The sequence below is a fragment of the Methylobacterium sp. AC315 genome (assembly GCF_979253755.1).
On the sequence record NZ_CEEDEA010000101.1, the window covers coordinates 1 to 254 of the forward strand.

A 254-nucleotide genomic window follows, 5' to 3' on the forward strand; every position below is an offset into this window, starting at 1 on the left:
GGGCGGCGCTCCTCAATGCCGGTGCGGCCTTGCGAAATCGCGAGACCCAGCGCGCGATCGCCGGCGGGGGCGACGACCGGCTCCTGCGCGCCGCCCAGGCGCTGGTCGAGGAGGAGGGCCACCGGGTGCTCGGCGTCCACGAGGCCGCGCCGGACCTGCTCTGCCCGGGGGGCCGGCTCGGACGCCGGGGTCCCGATAGGGATGCCGGCCTGTCGATCCGTACCGCGCGCGGGGTCCTCGACGCGCTCTCGCCC

The 254-nt window shown here is 78.0% G+C and carries 1 pseudogene; it reads left to right on the top strand.

Annotation, left to right across the window (positions count from 1 at the left end):
* Positions 1 to 254: pseudogene (locus AC0IY0_RS28860) on the top strand (DUF1009 domain-containing protein); the annotation flags it as partial.